This window comes from Paraburkholderia sp. RCC_158 (assembly GCF_041355255.1).
Lineage (GTDB): Bacteria > Pseudomonadota > Gammaproteobacteria > Burkholderiales > Burkholderiaceae > Paraburkholderia > Paraburkholderia graminis.
Genome location: NZ_JBFUPM010000024.1, coordinates 78,371 through 97,547, shown reverse-complemented (window position 1 = coordinate 97,547; position 19,177 = coordinate 78,371). Strand labels below are relative to the sequence as shown.

Annotated in this window: 15 protein-coding genes and 1 pseudogene; 6 read left to right on the top strand and 10 right to left on the bottom strand. The window is 62.6% G+C overall.

The window, feature by feature from the left end; translation table 11 throughout:
• Positions 1-4 precede the first annotated feature (4 nt).
• The 3 genes from AB6809_RS30905 to AB6809_RS30895 are packed head-to-tail and all read left to right on the top strand — an operon-like array spanning position 5 to position 3,769.
• The gene (locus tag AB6809_RS30905; protein WP_006051633.1) at positions 5-985 is read left to right on the top strand and encodes an ABC transporter permease; all 981 of its coding nucleotides are present in this window, start codon (positions 5-7) and stop codon (positions 983-985) included.
• Positions 986-1,043: 58 nt separating this feature from the next.
• Positions 1,044-2,024, top strand: coding sequence for an ABC transporter permease (locus AB6809_RS30900; RefSeq protein ID WP_371027945.1), 981 nt, complete (start codon positions 1,044-1,046; stop codon positions 2,022-2,024).
• Positions 2,025-2,026: 2 nt separating this feature from the next.
• Positions 2,027-3,769, top strand: a complete 1,743-nt coding sequence (locus AB6809_RS30895) for an ABC transporter ATP-binding protein (protein WP_371027944.1) — start codon at positions 2,027-2,029, stop codon at positions 3,767-3,769.
• Between the two features lie 115 nt (positions 3,770-3,884).
• On the opposite strand, the gene AB6809_RS30890 is transcribed toward AB6809_RS30895, so the two are convergent.
• The 4 genes from AB6809_RS30890 to AB6809_RS30875 form a co-directional block, all read right to left on the bottom strand.
• Positions 3,885-4,907, bottom strand: coding sequence for an aldo/keto reductase (locus AB6809_RS30890; protein ID WP_310032074.1), 1,023 nt, complete (start codon positions 4,905-4,907; stop codon positions 3,885-3,887).
• 36 nt (positions 4,908-4,943) lie between these two features.
• A complete protein-coding gene (locus AB6809_RS30885) occupies positions 4,944-6,569 on the bottom strand; it encodes an ABC transporter substrate-binding protein (RefSeq protein WP_371027943.1) in 1,626 nt (541 codons plus the stop codon).
• Positions 6,570-6,792: 223 nt separating this feature from the next.
• Entirely contained in the window at positions 6,793-8,001 is a 1,209-nt protein-coding gene (locus tag AB6809_RS30880) for an LLM class flavin-dependent oxidoreductase (RefSeq protein ID WP_310032071.1), read from the bottom strand.
• Positions 8,002-8,127: 126 nt separating this feature from the next.
• On the bottom strand, positions 8,128-8,271 hold the full coding sequence (locus AB6809_RS30875; RefSeq protein WP_310032070.1) for a hypothetical protein: 144 nt from the start codon (positions 8,269-8,271) through the stop codon (positions 8,128-8,130).
• Positions 8,272-8,742: 471 nt separating this feature from the next.
• Between AB6809_RS30875 and AB6809_RS30870 the strand changes: the two genes are divergently transcribed.
• Positions 8,743-10,332 carry an ABC transporter substrate-binding protein gene (locus AB6809_RS30870; RefSeq protein ID WP_371027942.1) on the top strand — a complete coding sequence of 530 codons (1,590 nt, stop codon included), beginning with the start codon at positions 8,743-8,745 and terminating at the stop codon, positions 10,330-10,332.
• 131 nt (positions 10,333-10,463) lie between these two features.
• Positions 10,464-11,819, top strand: coding sequence for an LLM class flavin-dependent oxidoreductase (locus AB6809_RS30865; protein ID WP_371027941.1), 1,356 nt, complete (start codon positions 10,464-10,466; stop codon positions 11,817-11,819).
• 36 nt (positions 11,820-11,855) lie between these two features.
• Here the strand turns inward: AB6809_RS30865 and AB6809_RS30860 are convergent, their stop codons facing one another.
• Positions 11,856-12,617 carry an NADPH-dependent F420 reductase gene (locus AB6809_RS30860; protein WP_371027940.1) on the bottom strand — a complete coding sequence of 254 codons (762 nt, stop codon included), beginning with the start codon at positions 12,615-12,617 and terminating at the stop codon, positions 11,856-11,858.
• Positions 12,618-12,714: 97 nt separating this feature from the next.
• On the opposite strand from AB6809_RS30860, the gene AB6809_RS30855 reads away from it, so the two are divergent.
• Positions 12,715-13,089 (top strand): winged helix-turn-helix transcriptional regulator, encoded by a 375-nt coding sequence (locus AB6809_RS30855; protein WP_371027939.1) that lies wholly within the window; start codon positions 12,715-12,717, stop codon positions 13,087-13,089.
• 175 nt (positions 13,090-13,264) lie between these two features.
• On the opposite strand, the gene AB6809_RS30850 is transcribed toward AB6809_RS30855, so the two are convergent.
• The 5 genes and pseudogenes from AB6809_RS30850 to AB6809_RS30830 form a co-directional block, all read right to left on the bottom strand.
• Positions 13,265-13,525 (bottom strand): hypothetical protein, encoded by a 261-nt coding sequence (locus AB6809_RS30850; RefSeq protein ID WP_006051621.1) that lies wholly within the window; start codon positions 13,523-13,525, stop codon positions 13,265-13,267.
• A gap of 32 nt (positions 13,526-13,557) precedes the next feature.
• Positions 13,558-14,340, bottom strand: coding sequence for an enoyl-ACP reductase FabI (gene fabI, locus AB6809_RS30845; protein WP_371027938.1), 783 nt, complete (start codon positions 14,338-14,340; stop codon positions 13,558-13,560).
• Positions 14,341-14,378: 38 nt separating this feature from the next.
• Positions 14,379-15,566 (bottom strand): acetate/propionate family kinase, encoded by a 1,188-nt coding sequence (locus AB6809_RS30840; RefSeq protein ID WP_029968791.1) that lies wholly within the window; start codon positions 15,564-15,566, stop codon positions 14,379-14,381.
• 4 nt (positions 15,567-15,570) lie between these two features.
• The gene (locus tag AB6809_RS30835; RefSeq protein ID WP_006051618.1) at positions 15,571-16,509 is read right to left on the bottom strand and encodes a phosphate acetyltransferase; all 939 of its coding nucleotides are present in this window, start codon (positions 16,507-16,509) and stop codon (positions 15,571-15,573) included.
• 44 nt (positions 16,510-16,553) lie between these two features.
• A pseudogene (locus AB6809_RS30830) lies at positions 16,554-18,891 on the bottom strand (DUF3141 domain-containing protein).
• Between the last annotated feature and the right edge of the window lie 286 nt (positions 18,892-19,177).

Below are 19,177 nucleotides of genomic sequence, written 5' to 3'. Positions count from 1 at the left end.
CAGCATGAGCCGGAGTGTGCGTTTCGGAGCGGTTGCGCGGCGGACAGCGTGGCAGGTGTTGCCGACCGTGATCGGCATCGTGATCTTCAACTTCTTCCTGCTGAAGCTGATGCCCGGCGACGCCGCCGATGTGCTCGCCGGCGAATCCGGCTCGGCGACGGCGGAGACGATGCAGGTACTGCGTGCGAAGTTTGGGCTCGACCAGCCGGTGCTGCATCAGTTGTGGTCGTATCTGACTCATCTTGCGCACTTCAGCCTCGGCTATTCGCCGCGCTACGACGCGCCTGTCATGCAGTTGATCCTGTCACGCCTGCCCAATACGTTGCTGCTGATGGGCGTGGCGTTGACGTTCGCGATCGCGGTCGGCGTCACGCTCGGCGCCGTCATGGCGCATTGGGTAGGCCGGTGGCCGGATCGTGTGCTGTCGGTGCTGGCATTACTGTTCTATTCGACGCCTGGATTCTGGATCGGGCTGCTCGCCATCGTGCTGTTTTCGGTGCACCTCGGCTGGCTGCCGAGCGGCGGGAATGTAACGCTCGGCGTCCAGTTGCATGGCTTTGCCTGGTTCGCCGATGCGGCAAAACACGTGTTGCTTCCTGCCGCGACGCTGTCGACGTTCTTCATTGCAATCTACGCGCGGCTCACGCGCGCGGCGATGCTCGAAGTGCAGCGCCAGGATTTCGTCCGCACCGCGCAGGCCAAGGGACTGCACCCGTGGCGTGTCACGGTGCGTCACGTGCTGCGCAATGCACTGATGCCGCTGACGACCATGGTCGGCATTCACTTCGGCACGTTGCTCGGTGGCGCGGCGGTCACTGAGACTGTGTTCAGTTGGCCAGGCCTTGGCCGTCTCGCCCTCGATGCGGTGATGGCGCGCGATTTCAGCGTGCTGCTCGGCGTATTGCTGCTGTCTTCGCTGCTGGTGATTATCGCTAACGTGCTGGTGGACCTGCTGCAGGCCTGGCTCGATCCGCGTATCGCCTAAGCAGTGTGCCTTTGAATCTGTTCGCTGTCGCTGAACCGTTATTCACCTGAGAGACGCAATGGCTTCCGAATCCTCCTCCAATGTTATTTCGACGACGCCGAAGCAGTCTGCCGGATCGTCTTCATGGCGGCGTCAACTGGCCGGTGCGCTGTTCGGCCAGCGCCGTGAGCGGATCGCTGCGGCCGGATTGTCACGGCGCAGCGGACGCGGCGTGCTGCGCACGCTCGCCGGCAATCCGTCGGCGTTGAGCGGTCTTGTCCTGCTCGCTGCCTTCATCGTGCTGGCGCTCGCCGCACCGCATCTGTTTCCCGGCGATCCGCTCGACATGGTCGCCGCGCCTTTCGAATGGCCGGGCAGCGATCCGCAATACTGGCTCGGCACCGATTCCCTTGGTCGCGACGTGGCGGCGGGCATTGCTCACGGTACGCGCGTGTCGCTTCTGATCGGAGCGTCGGCGGCTGGCATCGGGCTGCTCATCGGTACGCTGGTGGGCGCGGTGGGCGGCTTCTTCGGCGGTCTGGTCGACAACGTGCTGGTTCGTGTAACCGAGCTGTTCCAGACTATTCCTTCGTTCCTGCTGGTGATCGTGATCGTTGCGATTGGCCGGCCGAGTGTGGAGGTGATTGCGCTCGCTATCGGCGTCGCGTCGTGGCCTACTGTCGCGCGAATCGTGCGCGCCGAGTTTCGCACGCTGCGCGAGGCCGATTTCGTACTGGCGGCGCGCACTCAGGGCTTCGGCAACGCGCGCATCATATTCGGCGAGATTTTGCCCAATGCACTGCCGCCGGTGATCGTGACCGCTTCGGTGATGGTGGCGAGCGCGATCCTGATCGAGTCGTCGCTGTCGTTTCTCGGCATGGGCGATCCGAATGTCGTGAGCTGGGGCGCCATGATCGGCGCGGGGCGCGATTCGTTGCGAACGGCGTGGTATTTGACGGCGGTTCCGGGCACCGCGATCGTCGTCGCCGTGTTGGCGTTGAACCTCCTCGGGGACGGCCTGAACGACGCGTTGAATCCGCGTTTGCGGGAGCGTACCTGACCATGAACGCAAGGACGCAAGGCGTGAGCAAAGCCGACAATCTGCTCGAAGTGCGTGATTTGCGCGTCAGCTTCGGCGCGCACGAAGCGGTACGTGGAATCGGTTTTGAGGTTGCCCGGGGCGAGACGCTCGCGTTGGTGGGCGAGTCGGGTTGCGGCAAGTCGGCCACCGCGCTATCGCTGATGCGCCTCGTGCCCAGTCCGGGGCGTGTGAGCGGCAGCGTGCGGTTCGATGGCCGCGATCTGCTCGATCTGTCCGCCTCAGAGATACGCGCTGTGCGCGGCCAGCAGATCTCCATGATCTTTCAGGAGCCGATGACTTCGCTCAATCCGGTTCTGTCGATCGGCGCACAGATCGTCGAAACATTGCGTCAGCACGAGAACCTGTCTAAAACCGCGGCATGGAAGAGGGCCGTGGAGTTACTCGACCTTGTGCGCATTCCCGAGCCGCAACGGCGCGTGTTCGACTATCCGCACGAGCTTTCCGGCGGCCAACGGCAGCGCGTGATGATAGCAATGGCCGTGGCATGCCGGCCGCGCCTGCTGATTGCGGACGAACCGACTACCGCGCTCGACGTCACGATTCAGGCGCGCATTCTCGAACTGCTGGACGGCCTGAAACGCGAACTGTCCATGTCATTGCTGCTGATCACGCACGATCTGGGCGTGGTCGCACAACACGCCGATCGCGTCGCGGTCATGCTGGCGGGCCGGGTGGTGGAGCAGGCGGCCACTGTGCAACTCTTCGCGCGGCCCGAACATGCCTACACGCGCGGGCTGCTTGGCGCGTCGTTGAATCTCGTCGACGATCTGCACTATCGCGGCTGGAAATTGCCGGAAATCCGTCATGTTCGATCGGACGACGGCAGCGCAGCTTTTTCGGTGATCCCGCGCGCGCCGTACTCGAGCGAAGACGACGCGCGGCACGAAGCGGACAACGCCGCAAGCGTCGACGCGCCGTTGCTCTCGCTGCACGACGTCCGGATCGACTATCCGCAGCGTCATGGCAAGACGACGCTGCGTGCAGTGGACGGCGTGTCCCTCCAGATCGCACCCGGCGAAACGGTGGGTCTGGTCGGCGAGTCGGGTTGTGGAAAGTCGACGCTGTCGAAAGCCATTCTGCGGCTCGTTCCGGCCTCGGGCGGCCAGATCCGCTTACGGGGCACCGATCTCGTGCCGCTTCGCGAGCGCGAGTTGCGGCCTTTGCGCCGCCACGTGCAGATGGTGTTTCAGGACCCGTATGCGTCGCTCAATCCGCGGCGTACTGTCGGCGAAATCCTCGACACGGTTCTGGTGGTCAATGGTGTGAGCGATGCACGGCGACGCCGCACGCGCATTGCGGCAATACTCGACCGAGTGGGCTTGCCGGGCAGCGCGCAGCAGCGCTTTCCGCATGAGTTTTCCGGTGGCCAGCGGCAACGCATCGGCATTGCACGCGCGCTCGTGCTGGAGCCCGATCTTCTGATCTGCGACGAACCGGTGTCCGCGCTCGACGTATCGATTCAGGCGCAGATTCTGAACCTCCTCGTCGACCTGAAACGCGATCTCGGACTTGCGTATCTGTTCATCTCGCACGATCTGTCGGTGGTGCGCTATATCGCCGACCGGGTGCATGTGATGCAGGCCGGACGGATTGTCGAAAGCGGCGACCATCGCGAGATCTGGCGTGCGCCGCAGCATCCGTACACCCGCACGTTGCTCGACGCAGTACCGGGCCGCAAGTCCGAGGACGCTCGGGCCGCGTGAGGCGGGTGCCTCGAATCACTCGCGGCTGTGACGACTCCAACTGAACGAGTTCGATGCCGGCTTGACTGGCGATCGCGTCGTGCCCGGTCATGCCCACTCGAATCCGGTTGCCGTCTTACGTTGTGTCGCCATGACGAACGAGGCGCCCGAAGAACGGATGCCCCGGATCGTTGAAACCCGGCGTCGATGGATGGCCCGTGGTAACGAGCGAATCGACGAATGCTTCGTCTTCCGCGCTTAAGCGGTAGCCGAGCGCGGGTAAATAGTCCTGCCACTGCGCCTCGGTGCGCGGTCCGGCAATCGTCGAGCTGATGTAGCGGCTATTGAGCACCCACGCAAGCGCGAATTGACCCGCCGACAGTCCGCGCGCCTGCGCATGCTCACCGACTCGCCGGGCCAGTTCGATGGATTCGGGCCGCCACTCCGTCTGATGCAGACGCCTGTCGCTGCGGCCCGCGCGCGTGTCGGCGCGAGGGGCCGCGCCGGGTTCGTACTTACCGGTCAGCACGCCACGGGCGAGCGGACTGTACGAAATCACGCCGAGACCGTAGCGGTGCGCCGCCGTCAGCTGTTCTGCTTCGGCCTGGCGGTTGGCGATGTTGTAGAGCGGCTGACTCGCGACAGGCGCGTCGAGCCCGAGGGCCTGCGCCGTATGCGCGAATTCCGCGATCTTCCACGCCCGATGATTCGACAGCCCGTAGTAGCGCAGCTTGCCGGCGCGGATCAGATCGTTGAGCGCACGCACGGATTCTTCCACGGGCGTCCAATGATCCTCGCGATGCAGGTACAGCACGTCGATATAGTCGGTGCCGAGGCGCGTGAGGCTCGCTTCGACCGCGCGTTGGATGTGTTTGCGCGACGCGCCTCGGGCGTTCACGTCGCGTTCGTCGAGCGGGTTGGCGAATTTGGTGGCGAGCACCCAGCGCTCGCGCTGCGCGGCGATCGCGCGGCCCACTACGCGCTCCGATTCTCCCTTGCCGTAGACGTCCGCGGTGTCGATCGAATTGACGCCTTGCTCCAGCGCCTCGTCGATGATGCGCGCGGAGGTCGCTTCGTCGGTCGGGCCGCCGAACATCATCGTGCCGAGCGTGAGTGCGGAAACCTTGATGCCGCTGCGGCCGAGTTGTCTATATTCCATGTGAGTACAGTTCCGTCAGAGTGAGTGGGGATCGTTTCAACGTTGCAGCCAGACGTCGGCGAAGCTTGCCGAGACCCCGTCCGGGCCAGTCGTATGGTTGTGAACCGCGCGTGAATACACGGTGAGATATCGCGGAGCGACGAGATTCAGGTCGGGCAGGTCGCGCTCCAGAATCTGCTGGATCTGCGAGAACAGTTGCTTGCGCTTCGCCTCGTCCGTTTCTTCGGCCGCCTGTGCGAACAGTCGATCGATCTGCGGATTGCTGTAGTGCGAGCCGTTCGTGAACGGCACGCCGCGCCGGAAGTTGCCGGTCGTGTACAGGCGCGCGACGCCGACCACCGGATCGAACAGATTGCTCATGCCGTTGATCGAAAAATCGAAGTCGCGGTCGGTGTAGATCCGCTTCAGATACGCGGGCAGGTCCTGGCTGCGCACGGTGACCGCAATGCCGACTCTGGCGAGCGCCGACTTCACGTAGGCAGCGGTGCGAGCGGGCAACTCGCCGATCGGCAACGGATCGACCGTCAGCGCGAAGCGTGTGCCGTCCGCCTTGCGTGGAAAACCGGCTGCATCGAGGAGCGCGTTGGCGCGCTCCACGTCATACGGATACGGCGCGGGCGCGGGATCGTAGTAAGGACTCGACGGAATGATCGGGCTGGCAAGCGGCGTGGCGTAGCCGTAGAAAATCACTTTGCGGATCACTTCACGGTCGATTGCCGATGCAATTGCCTGGCGAACCCGCAGGTTCTTCACTACCGGATTGTCCAGGTTGAATTCGATGCGGGTGACGCCGGCCTGGAACTCGTAGCCGCGCGAGTCGAGTGCGAGCTTCGGGCTGTTCTTCAGCCGCGCGAGGTCGGACAGCGGCACCGGCGTGTCGCCGCTCAGATCGATCGAGCCGTCTTCGAAGGCGACGGTGCGCGCCGCAGGATCGGTAATGATCTTGACGACAATCTTGTCCAGGAACGGCTTGCCTTTGTCCCAGTAGTCGTCGTTGCGCGCGTATTCGATGTAGCTGCCGCGCACCCATTTGACGAAGCGGAATGGCCCCGTGCCGATCGGCGCGTTGTTGGCGGGATTCGTCAGCGGGTCGCTGCCTTCGTACAGATGCCTCGGCACGATCGGCGTCTCGGACGAAGAGAACGCCTTGATCAGATACGGCGCCGGCTTCGACAGCGTGATGACGACCGTGTACGGATCGGGCGTCGTAATGGCGGTCACATTCGCGAAGGTGGTCTTGGCGCGCGGATGCACCTGCCGCAGTGTCTGCAGCGAATAGGCGACGTCGGCGGATGTGAACGGCTGGCCGTCATGCCATTTCACGCCGTGCCGCAGATGGAACACATACTTGCGGCTGTCGTCGCTGATGTCCCATGAAGTTGCGAGCGACGGCTTCGGCTGCAACGAGAAGTCGTATTCGAGCAGTCCTTCGACGACTTTCGCGCTGACCTTCAGCACGTTGGTCGCGGTCGTGGCGAGATCCACCAGCGCGGTCGGCTCGGGCGTGACGACGAAGTTCAGGGTGCCGCCGCGCACAGGCGTCTGCGCGCTTGCGTATGAAGACGAGAGCGAGATCAGCAGGGCGGTGCCGAGTCCTAGCGCGCTGAGCAACAACGAGGTGCCGCGACGACGCGGCGCCGCCTGCGAGATGAGAGCAAGCATCTTACGGTTCGATAGAAAGAGGAGATGAATAGCAGCGCAATGGCAGCGGAGTGGCGACGCCTCAGACGGAAGCCGAAGCCGTTGCATCTCGTCGCGCCAGAGCACCACGCCAGCCCTTCTGTACGGCGATGCCAAATGGAGTCGGAGCGGGGCAGCGGGTGTACCAGAGTCGGCTCATGCGTCTCGCCATGAAGTAAAGAGAAAGTGGGGGATGGGTCCGGGATCAGTAGCGCAGACCGGCTTCGCGCAATAACGGCAACACGTGTGCGCCAAAGAATTCGAGGTCCGGCTGAAAATCGAAAAAGCTCAATTGCACGCCGTCGATACCGGCCCGGTGAAGCCGCACGATGTAATCGGCGATTTGCTGCGGCGAGCCGACTATCGAAATGTTGCCGCCCACCGCGCGCGCGTCTGCCTGATTGCGCTGTTCGGAATTGCCACGCCAGGCGTGCGCGTCGCTCTCGAAGCGATGGAAGCTGCCTTCGTCGCCATGCGCGGCGATCGCGTCGCGATAGGCCAGCGCTTCGGCAGCCGTTTCGCGGCAAATCACCATGGGATTGATCAGCGTGCGGATCTTGCGGCCATACTTCGCCGCAGTGGCCTTCACACGCGCCGTGTGCGCGGGCAAGGCGGCGAGCGCCGCTTCGATCTCCGAGCCCGCGGGACTCGTGATGAACACCACGTCGGAATAGCGGGCGGCGAACTCGATCCCCGCATCGGAGCCGGTCGCATTGACGAGCAACGGGCGGCCGTATTGCGGCTTCGGCGTGACGAACGCCTTGTCGAGCCTCCAGCTCGACAAAGGCGGCGCAAAGCTGAAGTTATCGGGCTGTGCCCATAGCTGTTGCACGGCGTCGAGGAACTCGCTCGCCAGCTCATAGCGGCGATCGTGCTCGATGCGATGCCAGCCGAACATCTCGTGTTCGATCGCCCGATGCCCGGTGACCACATTGATGCCCCAGCGTCCCTTCGAAATGTGATCGAGCGTCGCGCAAAACTTCGCGAAATGCAGCGGATGCCACGGCCCGTACAGCACATGGCTGGTTGCGACCAGGATGATTTTTTCGGTGCACGCGGTCATGGCCGCGAGCGACATGAAGGAGTCGAGCGCCTCGCCGTTGAACACGCCGCCGTAACCGCCTTTCGGGAGCCACTGCGAGAGTGCGAAGACGAGATCGAAACCGAGGCTCTCGGCTCTCTGCACCAGTGCGAGGTTGTAGTCGAAGTTCCAGTCGGTGGTGCGCGGCAGCGTCGACGCGCTCCAGCCGCCCGCCTGAATTGGCAGGAAGAGCCCGAGCAGCAGCGGCTGTTCGAGCGCGCGTGCAACGGGACTGGCAGGAAACTCGGCGGGCGAGCGCACCGTCACGAAAGACGTGGCGTCCGGCGCTTGTCCTAATGCTTGCGGTGCGGCGGCGAGAAGGGTGTCGGTCATGGCGATAATCGGTGTAGAGAACGTGGCGGTTCGGTTCGGCGTGGCGCGTGTCAGGTCTCGCTCTTCGGCCGGATGGCTGCGCGATCAACGGCGATGCAGCCTAAGCGCATGCCTGGGCGCAGCGCGTCAGGTTTTGCCGGTCGCGGGCGGCCGCACACCATTCGGATAGAAGTCGCCGATCGCCGCGCACTTCCAGCGCACCGGGTCATGCACCGTGTGGACCCGGTCGGTGTTGCGGATGAGCGCCAATGGCGCGAAAAAACCGGTCATGACGGATATATCCGATGCTGTGACAGACGAAGTTCAGGGTCGGGCGTCGCATTCGGGCAGGCGCACCGGAGCCGTCAAAACTTACCGGCAACTCAACACATCGGACAACGAACAATAATTTCTATCCTTATCTGCTCGCGCAATTGGGCAGCGCCGGAAATAACGCAAAAGCGTAAGCAAAGAAGAATCGCTTGGTTCGCTCATGTGGAGTGGCTGGCTATGCTGTGCAGCGTATTAGCCTTGTCCAGTCACCCATCATTTCAACCGCTCACACATGACGACGCTCAACGAGTATCTCGTGCAAAAGCGCGCTGCCTGGCTTGCGAAACGCGAAGCCGCGCGCAACGATCCGGATCTCAAGTCCAACCGGCTCAAGGCGCGAGAGTCGCACCCAATAGCGCCGCAGCACGCAGCCGCGCCAGCCCAATGAAACGACAACAAAACGACTACGAGAACAAGAAGAGGGCAACAATGAAACCGACACACAGTGCACGCGCGATCCGGCTTGTCGCGCTACTGGCGAGCGCATTCATCGGGATCGTGCCTGCGGGCGCGAGCGCCGCGCCCGACCACGGTGGAACGCTGACCTGGCTCGTGACGCCCGAGCCGGCTTCCATTGTTCCTCTCACTACGACGGCCGGGGGCAATGCGGAGATCGGCCCCAAGGTGGTGGAGGGCCTTCTGACGTATGACAGGAACCTCAACCCGAAGCCGCTGCTCGCCACTTCCTGGGTAGTCAGCACGGACGGACTGCAATACCGGTTCAATCTGCGTCGCGGTGTGAAGTGGCATGACGGCAAGCCCTTCACGTCCGCCGACGTTGCCTTTTCGATCCTGACGTTAAAGCAGGTGCATCCGCGGGGGCGAAGCACGTTTGCCAACGTGACCGACGTGAAAACGCCGGACCCTTACACCGCAATCATCGAGCTTTCCAGGCCCGCGCCGTTTCTGTTGACGGCGCTCGCGGGCACCGAGTCGCCGATCATTCCGAGGCACCTGTACGAGGGCACCGACATCGCGGCGAGCCCATACAACAGCGCCCCGGTCGGCACGGGTCCGTTTGTATTCAAGTCGTTCGTGCACGGCAGCAACATCGTGCTCGAACGCAACCCCGACTATTGGGACAAGCCGAAGCCTTACGTCGACAGGATCGTCGTGCGGTTTTTGCCGGATGGCGCGGCGCGCGCCGCGGCGTTGGAGTCGGGCGCCGCCAATCTCGGCGACCAGGCCATCCCGCTATCGGATGTGAAGCGCTTTAGCGCGCTGTCGAACTTCAATGTCGATACGACGAACTGGGCGTACAACAGCAATCATCAGCAGTTGATTTTCAACCTGGATACGCCCGTTCTGAAAGACAAGGCGGTCCGCAAGGCGATCTCGCAGGCGCTCGACGTCAATGCGCTGAACCGTGTGGTCTGGTATGGATATGGTCAGGTGTCGGCCGCCGCGATCGGTACGGCGAACGCGAAGTATCACAACGCCGACATTCACTACTTTCCGTACGACGTCGCGCAGGCGAACGCGGCCCTCGATGCAGCGGGTTATAAGCGCGGACCCGATGGCAAGCGCTTCCGCTTGCGGCTGCTGTACAACCCGTTCCAGGACCCGCGTGCGGCGGATTTCGTCCGGCAATCGCTGGCGCGAATCGGGATCGACGGCGAGATCGAAAGTTACGACTTCGCCACGTACGTGAAGCGGGCGTACACCGATCGCGCATTCGACATCACGCTCGAAGCGCTTTCGAACACCTTCGATCCGACCGTCGGAGTTCAGCGAGTGTTCTGGTCGAAGAACTTCAAGATCGGTCTGCCGTTCTCGAACGCCGCGCACTACTCCAATCCGGAAGTAGACCGATTGCTCGAGGCAGCCTCCGTCGCTACCGACGATGCCCAGCGCCGCCAGCTCTTCATGCAGTTTCAGCAGATCGTGCACGACGATATTCCGTCCATCGAGTTCGGTGCAAATCCGAACATCACGATTTCGTCCAGGAAAGTGAAGAACTACGCGCCGGGCGGCGAGGGCATACGCGGCAATTTCGCCGACCTGTATATCGAACGCTGAATCGCCTGGCTGCCGATCCGAACTGAACGCGCCGTGCATGCCGGTCTCGCGCATCCCGCCAACGTGCAACGCTGGCGCACGCGACCGGCAGCATCGTGCATTCGCCATCCGAAGCACACTTCGCACACACCATGAGCCAACGAAAAGGACAACTGCACCTCGGCGCGTTTCTCTATCCGACCGGGCATCACATCGCCGCGTGGCGTCATCCGGGCAGTCGCGCGGATGCGGGACGCGACTTTCGGCATTACGTCCGGCTTGCGCAAGCCGCCGAAGCAGCAAGGTTCGATCTGGTCTTCCTCGCGGACGGCTCGGGAACGCGAGGCGACAACGTCGACTTCCTGAGCCGCACAGCGCACAGCTACGTCGCGCAGTTCGAGCCGCTCACCTTGCTCTCGGCATTGGCTGCGGTCACCGAGCGAATCGGCCTTGTCGGCACGGCGTCGACGACCTTCAACGAGCCGTATCACATTGCCCGCAAATTTGCGTCGCTCGATCACATTAGCGGCGGGCGAGCGGGCTGGAACCTCGTCACGTCGTCGAATGCACACGAGGCGAAGAATTTTGGCTTCGACGAACATCTCGCTCACGCGCGCCGCTATGAGCGCGCGGTGGAATTTGCGGAAGTGGTCGAGGGGCTGTGGGACAGCTGGGATGAAGGCGCGTTCGTGCGAGACAAAGCAGCCGGGCGTTATTTCGATCCGGCAAAGCGTCATGTGCTCGATCATCGCGGCGAATTCTTCAACGTGCGCGGGCCGCTGAATGTCGAACGCTCGCCTCAGGGCAGGCCGGTCGTCGTGCAGGCGGGTTCCTCGGAAGCAGGCAAGGCGCTCGCAGCGCGTACCGCCGAAGTGATCTTCACCGCGCAGCAAACGCTGGACGACGCCGTTGCGTTCTACGCGGACGTGAAGGGCCGCCTCGCGCAGTACGGACGCGACCCGGACGATCTGAAGATCATGCCCGGCGTGATGCCGATTGTCGGCGCGACCGAGCAGGAAGCGCAGGACAAGTTCGCCGCGCTACAGGCGCTGATCGATCCGGCGGTCGGTCTTGCATTGGTGTCCGGGCTCACGGGCGGCTTCGATCTGTCGGGCTATCCGCTCGACGGGCCGATTCCCGAATTGCCTGAGACCAATGCAAGCAAGAGCCGGCAGTCGTTGACGCTGGAACTGGCGCGGCGCGAGAAATTGACGATCCGCGATTTGTATCTGCGCGTCGCGGGCGCACGCGGGCATTGGCAACTAATCGGTACCCCGAAGCATATCGCCGATGCGCTCGAGGAACGCTTCGTCAACTATGGTGCCGACGGCTTCAACGTAATGCCGGCGCTGTTGCCGGACGGCCTCGACGACTTCATCCGACTGGTATTGCCGGAATTGCGGCGCAGAGGCCTCTTCCGCACGGAATACGAAGGTGCGACGTTGCGCGAGAACCTGGGCCTGCGGCGGCCGGTGTCGCGGTATCAGCGCGAAGCTACCGTAGCTTGAGGCGTTAGATGAAGCGCGGCGCTACAACTAGCCCGCTCACGACGCTGGTTTGCCTGCAACGATGTTGGTTGCACGGTTTGCCGCGACAATATCGGCGTGGGTGGGATTCGGGCCGAGGCTGGCGAAAACCTCCGGCAGCCGGTCGCGTATCCTGGGCGCAATTCCAGGAGCGGCCGCAGCCAGCGCCTTGCGCATGGCATCCGCATCGTAGTCGCAGCAATACGCAGGAGTTGATGGCTGCTGGCGCCAGGATTCTGCGAGCGAACCCGCATCGACCGGATCGAAGCCCGTCTGATTCACCAGCTCCATCACGATTTCCCTGGAGCGCAGGTCATCCCCCGCCACGGCGACGGCGAGGCGGCCAGGCGTCCCCTCCGGCTGGCCCAACTCGGCGAGCGTGTAGGCCAGCACGTTGTTGAATGCCTTGATGACAGGGCGCCCGATCTGTCTGGATACCCACACGCTTTCGGGCATTCCTTCGTCGATTTCCGGAATGTGCGGGTCGCGCATGTCCGGGTAGTAGTTGCCGGTGTCGACGACGATCGCGTCAGCCGCTACGGAACCAAACAGATCCGCAGGAAGCGCCTGTATGGCGGGCAGCGGAATCGACAGGATGATGACTTCCGCGCCATCGACCGCGCCGCGAACATCCACGGCTTGCGCGCCGATCTCGTCGGCGAACTGTCGAACACCATCCACGCCGCGAGAGTTCGCGACGCGGACTTCATGGCCTGCCGCGCTCAACTTGCGGGCGAGAGACGCGCCAATGTTTCCTGTTCCGACGATCCCGATTTTCATAGCTGTATCCTCGATATTGCACGTGGCGCCCACTTTAGCTGGCTTATGTTGTAATGGTAAGTACCGACTAAAAAGTAAGTAGCGTACCGAGGTGTTTGTGTCTGAAGAGCGTGAATGGAACTGCGAAGATCCCAAGAAGCGGCTTAAATGGGCCGAGGCGACGACAGAGGCCCTCCGGGTTCTGGAGGGCAAGTGGAAGATCGTCATCATTTGCCAGTTGTTTGCCGCAAAAGGCCCGCTGCGATTCTCCGATCTGGAGAAGCTGATTGACGGCATCAACCAGAAAATGCTGATTCAGCCGCTCAAGCAGCTTGAGAAAGACGGCATCGTGCGGCGAACGGTGTATCCACAAGTGCCGCCGAAGGTAGAGTACGAACTTTGCGATATGGGATATGCGCTCGGGCCGTCGATGCAGGCGTTAATCGAGTGGGCCGAGATGAGGCGCAGACGTGCCGGAGGTGACGGCTACTGAGAAAGAGGCCGGCGGCGGCTCGACCGCGCGACGCGGCGTGCGGCTCGCTGATACCTCGGGCAAAGTGCAAGGACTACGAGTCGCCGTTCCCGACGCAACTGATCCCGTCGCCGTCGGTAACCTGGGTCGGCAAGCAAGGGGTCCAGGACCAGTCACATACCGTTCCGCTTACCTTCTACGACCTGTCGGCGCGCTCCGGCATGACCTGAACGACAATGGGCCGGCTCTTCCAGAACATGTTGTGGACTCGGGCCTGCAGATTGCGCAACGCATCCGGCGACGTGCCGCTGAAGCTGAGCACGATCGCGGGCCGCGCTCCCGTTCCGTGATAGCGGTGGATCCGATCGAATGGCGGAAAGCCGTATTTGATAAGGAAATCATTGATTTCGTCATCCGAAGTATTGTCTTCAACGTTTCCCATCCAGAGATCAGCCATAAAGTGCTCCCTTAGTGGAATCGATACGGCGGTCAGCCCATGATATTGACGCCGCCGTCGATATACAGCGTCTCTCCGGACAGGCGCCGGGCGTAGGGCGTCGCCAGAAAGGCGCAGGTAAACCCAACATCCATGATGTCGACCAGCTCGCCCAGCGGCGCGCGTTGCGCAGCTTCCGTAAGTAGCAGATCGAAGTCTTTCAGGCCCGACGCGGCTCTCGTCTTGAGCGGCCCCGGTGAAATGGCGTGAACGCGGATTCCCTTCGGGCCGAGTTCATATGCAAGGTAACGGGCGCAGGCTTCCAGTGCGGCCTTGACGGGTCCCATCATGTTGTACGAAGGCACTACCTTGTTTGCGCCGTGATAGCTCATGGTGAGCATGGTGCCGCCGTTTTTCATCAAAGGCGCGGCAAGGCGGGCCATGCGCACGAACGAGTGGCACGAAATGTCCATTGCACTCGCGAAGCCTTCGCTCGAACTGTCGATCAACTGTCCTTGCAGATCATTTTTGGGCGCCCACGCGATCGAATGGACGAGAATATCGAGGTTGCCCCATTCCCTGTCGATTCGTTCGAACACGGCCGCAAGCTCGGCCGCGCTCGAAGCCTCGAGCGGCTCGAAGATCGATGCACCGAGGGCCGTTGCAAGCGGCTCTACATAGGGCCTTGTTTTCTCGTTGGCATAGGTAATCGCGAGGTCCGCGCCCAGCTCGCGAAACGCTTTCGCACATCCGTACGCGATCGAATATTCGTTGGCAATGCCTGTGACCAGCGCTTTCGCGCCACTCAGGATCGGCTGCGGCGGGGCGGATGTCATGGAGGTATCCTTCGGGTCCGGTCGGGCGTACGTTCGCTCTATGAGGCGGCGGCATGGATCGCCGCGAGTGTGTGTTGCCCTATCATGAGTTCTTCATTGGTCGGGATGACCCAGACAGATACCTTGCTCGACGCTGCGCTGATGCAGGGGCCGCCCGACTCGTTTGCCGCAGGGTCGAGTTCCAGTCCGAGCCATGCGGCGTCGCGCACAATGCGCTCGCGAATCGCGCTGGCGTTTTCCCCCACGCCGGCTGTGAGAACGAGCGCGTCGATGCCGTGCATCGCGGCCGCTAGCGAGCCGAGTTCACGGGCGATCCTGTACGTGTAGATATCGACTGCGAAACGGGCGCGTGGCGCATCGCTCGCGAGCAGTGCGCGCATGTCACTCGAAATACCGGACACGCCAAGCAGTCCCGACTGCCGGTAGATCAGATCTTCGATGTCCTGCTTGTCCATCTTCAGTGCATCGATCAGATAGAGAATTACGCCTGGGTCCAGATTGCCGCAGCGTGTGCCCATCGGGAGGCCATCGACGGCGGTGAAGCCCATCGTGCTCGCGACGCTCTTGCCGCCCACCATCGCGCACATGCTGGCGCCGTTGCCGAGATGGGCTACGACGCATCGGCCTGCTGCCGCGGCCGGTGCGATCCGAGGCAGCACGCTCGCAATGTACTCATAGGAGAGGCCGTGAAAGCCATAACGGCGCACGCCTCTTTCCGTGATCGCCGAGGGTAGCGCGTAAGCCTGCGCGACCTCGGGTGTCAAGCGATGAAACGCCGTATCGAAGCAGGCTACCTGCGGGATATCGGGCCGAGTTCGCGCGATGATGCGTATCGGACTCAGGTTGTGCGGCTGATGCAGCGGTGCGAGCGGCACCAGCTTGTCCAGTTCGTCGAGAACGGCGGGCGTCACCGTCACCGGGCCCGAGTACATCTGACCGCCGTGTACGACACGATGGCCGACGGCGATCAGACGATATCCTCCGCCGTAGCTTCGCAGGAAGCCGCCGATATGCTCGATTGCGCCCTCGTGTCCGAGCGTTGGATCGGCGTCCCAGTCGCGGGTTGTCGTGTTGCCGTCGCTGTCTACGGCGATAAAGCGTGGCGCCGTGCCAAGGCCGTCGACCTGACCGCGCAGCACGAGATGCATCGTCGCACCGTCTACGCCGAAGGCGCGGAACTTGATGCTGGACGAACCGGCGTTCAGTACCAGAATGACATCCGGCATGGCGTTACCTCAACACCTTGTCGCTCGTGCGCCTGGCGTCTGCCACGAGGGCCGCCACTGCGCATGAGGCGAGGCGCGTCAGCAAGCTGTCGGCGCGGCTGGTTAGCACGATCGGCACACGGGCGCCCAGCACGATACCCGCCGCATCCGCACCAGCGAGAAACGACAGGCTCTTCGCGAGCATGTTGCCGGCTTCCAGGTCGGGCACCATCAGCACGTTGGCGCGGCCCGCCACCTGCGAATCGATCTGCTTGATCCGGGCCGCTTCGACACTGATCGCGTTGTCCAGTGCAAGCGGACCGTCTACCAACGCTCCCGTCACCTGACGTCGATCGACCATTTTGCAGAGCGCGGCGGCTTCGATCGTGGAAGGCAGTTTCGGATTCACGGTTTCCATCGCTGACAGAATCGCCACGCGTACTTGCTCGAATTGCAACGCGTGACCCAGGTCGATCGCGTTCTGCAAGATGTCCATCTTCACGTCGAGTGTGGGCGCGATATTGATCGCGGCGTCGGTGACGATCAGCGCCTGCTCGAGCAGCGGGACGTCCATGACAAAGCAGTGGCTGATACGCCGTTCGGTACGCAGCCCCGACTCGCGGCTCACCACCGCGCCCATCAGTTCGTCCGTATGCAGGCTGCCTTTCATCAGGGCTTCTGCCTTGCCTTCGCGCACGAGTTGCACTGCGGCGGCTGCCGCGGCGTGGCTGTGCGGGGCATCGACGAGCGCAAAGCCGGCGATCGCAACGCCGGCCAGCGCGGCTGCGGCTTCGATACGCTCGACCGGCCCCACGAGTATCGGCGCGATGAGCCCCAGCCGCGCCGCTTCGACAGCGCCCTCGAGCGAGCTCGCATCGCACGGATGCGCGACCGCCGTTTTCATCGGCGGCAAGCTTTTGCAGTGCTCGATGAGTCGTTGGTACTTGCTGTGCTTCGCTTCCATTGAGGCTCCATGCAAAACAGGACCGTGTGCATCAGGCTGGCGGACTATGGCCGCGCGAGCGCAGCAACGGAGCGGCCCGGCGTGGGCTTCGCCGTGAGTGCCTGGCGAATGCGATCGAACATGGCCCGCTGCGCTTCAGTCGGACCGGTGCTTTGTACGCGTTCGTCTTTCAACAATTCGTCTAGCAGCGTGATGAAACGCGCCCGATCTTTCCTGTCGGCGACAAGTACCGGCAACGTGGCAATCGCCTCATCCTGCTCGAAGCTGACGATGATTTCCTGCTCACCGCGAATTCGCCGCCACTGATCGGCAGGCAGATCCGGAAGATAGCTCGCGTACGCCTGAGCCAGTTCCTTGCGCGTGACGAGCCGCGAAAGCGGCAATGGCTCGCCTTTGCGCGAGAGCAGGGCGCCCGCGCGAGCGATTGCTTCCGTGTAGCCCCCTTCGCGGATCGACGCGAGCGCTTCCTTGACGAACGGCAAATCGCGAGGATCACTGTCGGGCCCGGTCCCGCTTTTGGCCCCGCTTTCTGCCGCAGGTTTAGCGTCAGCGAGATAGAGCGAGAACAGGTTGCCGTAGATCGTGAAGAATGTTGCCTCCGTACCTGCATCGCGCATCTCCCGATAGTAATCGAGCGATGCGCTGATCATTTGCGAGCCGCTTTGCTCGATCGCGCGCCACGGGTTGTCTGCTTCCGCGGGCTGGCGATGATTCTTCACCGCGCTCGCCGCGGACGGCAGCCACGCGAGCCAGGGATTAAGATCCGAGAACGCCCAGCGCTGCAAACGCAACGGATGAAATTCGCGAAACAGCCGCGCGGTCGTTTCGTTCGACATGGCCTGCACGATCGGCTGGGCGAACAGTTCGTACGCACGCTGGTTGAACTCGGAAAGTTGTGCGACGGCTTCGAACGGCTTTTCGTCCTCGCGCTCGAAGCGGTTGAAATGCGCCGCGATTTCTTCGAGCCGATGTTCTCGAAACTCGACCTCGTATTCGGTTTCGCCGTTTGCGTCTTTTCGTTCGGTGATCGACATTCCGTAGAGGCCGGGCGCAAAAGATTCGATGGCTTCCAGCACTGAGACGATCTGCGTGTGTTCCTTCTTTGCCACTTTGCCCGATACAAAGATGCCGAGATGGCCGATGTCCTGATGCATGAGTCCGACGATCACCTGGCCGCGGGCCTTGATCTCCTCGGTGCTGCCGTACAGATCCGCCACCCAGTTAAATGCCTGTTGCGGCGGCGTGATGTTATCGCCAAGCGACGCAAACAGAATGATCGGCGAGCGTATCTCGCGCAGATCGAATGCCTTGCCGCTTGATCCTCTCACATCGCCAGACCAGAGCTTGTTTCCGATGAACAGGTTGTGCGTGATCCACTCGATTTCCTCGCGGTTCATCAGATAGTAATCGCCCCACCAGCGTTCGAAGTCGAGAAAGCGGGGCGGTTCGGTATCGACGTTATGAAAGAGGTGATAGTACTTGTCCCACAGCGTATTCGCCGGATTAAGGCTCTCGAAGTTCTGCACCAGATGAGCGCCGTCGAATTTTCCGGCTCCGAGATCCGCGGCAAATGACGCAAGCCACGAGCCTCCGAGTATGCCGCCGGCGTAGCGCATCGGGTTATCGCCCTGGCCTTCGCTCCACGCACCGCTCCAGTAGGACATCGGCGCGCCATTGATGACGATCGGGCCGGTGTCGTCCGGGTCTGACGCCGCGATCATCATCGCGGCCCACCCGCCCTGGCAATTACCGACGAGCGCGGGTTTCGGGCTGTCGGGGTGTAGCGTGCGCAACCGCTTCACGAACTGCTGCTCGGCGGCGCACACGTCGAGCAATGTCTGGCCCGGTTCTGGATCGGGAAAGAAGATGAGAAAGTACACCGGATGTCCCCCGCGCAGCGCGACACCGGCTTGTGAGTCGTCCTTGAAGCCTCCAATGCCCGGGCCATGGCCGGCGCGCGGATCGATGATGAGGTAAGGGCGTTTGCGCGGGTCCACGATCACGCCTTCGGGAGGCTTGATTTTTAGCAGCGCGTAGTTGACGGGTCTTTCGAACTGGCGACCGTCGAGAACAGACTCGTAGTCGAAGGTGCAACACGGGTTTCGGATCCTGCCGGGCCCGCTCGCGATACGCAGTCCCGCGCTCACGCAGCGTATCGAGAAACATGACCGACCGCTGAATGATGTCGAGCCCGTAAGACCATGTGTCCCAAGGCGTTGGCGCACGCGTGGTCGGCGCGGCTGCAGTGTCGCGATCGACACCTGACGCGGTGCGCACGCGTTCTGTCAGATGCTCGTGTGCGACCGCGCTGCGTTTCGTCAAAATGCGGGCAACCTTTGCATTGATGTCCCGACTGCGTGAAAACTGCTTTGCTCCGTCCATGAGATGGACCTCGACATTGAAAAGCGGGACCAACGAGGCGCGACTTGCCAACGGTTTGAATGCTGAAGGCAGCGCCCGACTGTGGCAATTGGACCATGGTCCTACACGCGAACCGCTGGTTGCTGCCGGCCCGGCGGCGGGCAGGCGGCCGACGGCGTAATGGAGCAGGTTGGCTGCCCGCCAACATCGGCCTAAGGTCCTATTGCCTGTCGCCTGTCCGGCGTTTATCTCTATTGTGTAGAGCCGCTCGCCTGTTTGTTGGGGCCGAGGCTGCACGCACAGGAGA